The organism is Nonomuraea sp. K271 (assembly GCF_009908215.1).
In the GTDB taxonomy this organism is placed as follows: Bacteria; Actinomycetota; Actinomycetes; order Streptosporangiales; family Streptosporangiaceae; genus Nonomuraea; species Nonomuraea longispora.
Genome location: NZ_JAAAHR010000338.1, coordinates 1 through 2534, shown reverse-complemented (window position 1 = coordinate 2534; position 2534 = coordinate 1). Strand labels below are relative to the sequence as shown.

Annotated in this window: 1 protein-coding gene; it reads left to right on the top strand. The window is 71.6% G+C overall.

Annotated features, from left to right (window positions below):
* Positions 1 to 13 precede the first annotated feature (13 nt).
* Positions 14 to 2534, top strand: a 2521-nt coding sequence (locus GUY59_RS46655) for a non-ribosomal peptide synthetase (protein ID WP_161715126.1), incomplete at its 3' end; no start/stop codon positions are given.

Below are 2534 nucleotides of genomic sequence, written 5' to 3'. Positions count from 1 at the left end.
GGGGGTGGATCGGGTGGGGGTGTTTGACAATTTCTTTGATCTGGGTGGTGACTCTCTGCTCGCCAACCGGGTCGTGACGCGACTGGCGGAGGCAACCGGCAGAGACGTCGGCGTGGGCGATCTCTGGCGGCACGCCACCGTCGCCCAGTTGGCCGGCCTGTTGCGTGAGCGCGAGCTCCCACGACTCGCGGGCGCGGTCGCCGAGGCCGGCCCCGGCGAATCGACGCAGGCCGGCGACCTGCCCCTGTCCGCCGGGCAGCGGCAGATCTGGCTCGCCGAACGGCTCCGGCCCGGCACCGCGGCCTACCACGTCCCGATCTTGCTGGAGCTGCGCGGCCCGCTGGACGTGGCGGCGCTGCGCCGCGCGCTGATCGCGGTGACCGAGCGGCACGCGGAGCTACGGGCCCGCTTCCCGTCAAGGCCGGACGGCCCGGTACGGCTCATCGCCCCCGAGGCGGGCGACCCCCTCACCGTGATCGAGGCAGGCCCGCGGGACGAGGCGCTGCGGGATCTCGTCCAGGAGGCCCGCAGGCCCTTCGACCTGGAGGCGGGGCCGCTGACCAGAGCCGTGCTCGGTCGGATCGCCGACGACCACCACATCCTGCTCTGGGTCGCCCACCATCTCGTCGTGGACGGCGTGTCGCTCGGGATCATCCTCGGGGACCTGGCCGAGGCGTACTGGGCCACGCCGATCCGGCCGGCTTCCGGCTCCTACGAGGAGTATGTGCGGGCCACGGCCGCCCGCCGGGACCGGGCACTCGGACACCGCTGGGAGCAGCTTGCCGGCCTGTCGCCGCTGGAGTTGTCCGCTGACCGGCCGACTCCGCCGGTACGGAGCCTGGCCGGCGCGGTCGTGTCCACGCTGCTGGACGAGGAGCTGACCCGGCAACTGCGCGCGAGCGCCCGCACCTCAGGCACATCGCTGTTCGTCACCCTGCTCAGTGCGTACGCGGCGGCGCTGTCCCGGCACAGCGGCAGGGACGAATTCGGGATCGGCACGTTCGCCGGAGACCGCCCCGGCACGCGGTGGGACCGGTTGGTCGGCATGTGCGTCGACACCGTGGTCCTGCGTGCCGACCTGACCGGGAATCCGAGCCTGGCCGAGATCCGGCGGCGGCTGCACATCGACGTCGCCGACGCGCTCAATAACCGCGACATCCCCTTCGACCGCCTGGTGGCCGAGGTGGGGGGCAGACGCGATCCCGCCCGCCATCCGCTGTTCCAGGTGTCATTCGGCTACCAGTCTCGGCCGTGGACGGCCGGGGCGACCCTCGCGGGCGTCAACGTGTCGCCGTTGCCCGTAGACCTCTGCACGGCCAAGTACGACGTGCAGGTGGACGCGATCGACCACGGGGAGACGATCGAGTTGCGGGCTGAGTACAGCACCGACCTGTTCGACGAGGCGACCGTGGTCAGCCTGATGAACAGCACCACCAAACTGCTGGCCGCCGCCGTGTCCGACCCCGATCGGCCGTTCACGACGATCCCGCTGACGGCCGCGCCGCGGGAGCGCCCGCCCGCGCCGCGCGCGTCGTCCGGCTGTCTGCACCAGGGGTTCGAACAGCAGGCGAAGGCCGCGCCCCACCGGATGGCGGTGACCGATGGACGGCGTTCCCTGAAGTACGGAGAGCTGAACGCCGCCGCCAACCAACTGGCCAGACGGCTGCGCCGGCACGGGGTGGGGCCGGAGGAGAAGGTCCTGTTGCACCTGGAGAGGTCCGTCGAGGCGGTCGTCGCCATGCTCGCCGTCCTCAAGGCGGGTGGCGCTTACGTGCCGGTGGACACCACCCATCCCGCCAGTCGCATCGAGACCGTCGCTGCGGCGGCCGGGGTGAGGGCGGTCATCAGCGACGCCGTCCAACGTTCTGGCCCCGACTGGGGCGATCTGCCGGTCCTGCGACCGACCGCGCTCGCCCGGCCGGACGAGACGGATCTCGACATCGAGGTCCATCCGGCGAACCTGGCCTACGTCATCTACACCTCCGGCTCCACCGGCACGCCGAAGGGCGTGGCGATCGAGCACCGCCAGGTGACCCGGCTGTTCCCGGCCTGCGCGCGCTGGCTGGAGATGAGCGACCGGGACGTGTGGTCGGTGACGCATTCTTTCGCCTTCGACGTCTCGGTCTGGGAGGTCTGGGGCGCGCTGCTGCACGGCGGCCGCGTGGTCGTCGTGCCGGACATCGAACGGCGCGACCCGGCGAGGCTGTGCCGCTTCCTGGCCCTCCACGGCGTGACGATCCTGAGCCAGACGCCTTCGGCCTTCTCCGGCCTGCTCGCCGCCCCACCCGCCGACCTGGCTCGCGCGGCCTGGTTCCTGCGCGCGGTGGTCTTCGCCGGAGAGGCGCTGGACTTCGCCGCGCTCACCCCGTGGACCTCGCGGTTCGGCGTGGACCGGCCCGCTCTCATCAACATGTACGGCATCACCGAGATCACCGTCCACGGCACCGCTTACCGGATAACGCGCCACGATCTCGATCACCCCCGCCGTCTCATCGGCGAACCCTTGCCTGATCTTGAAGTGCGGGTGGTTGGGG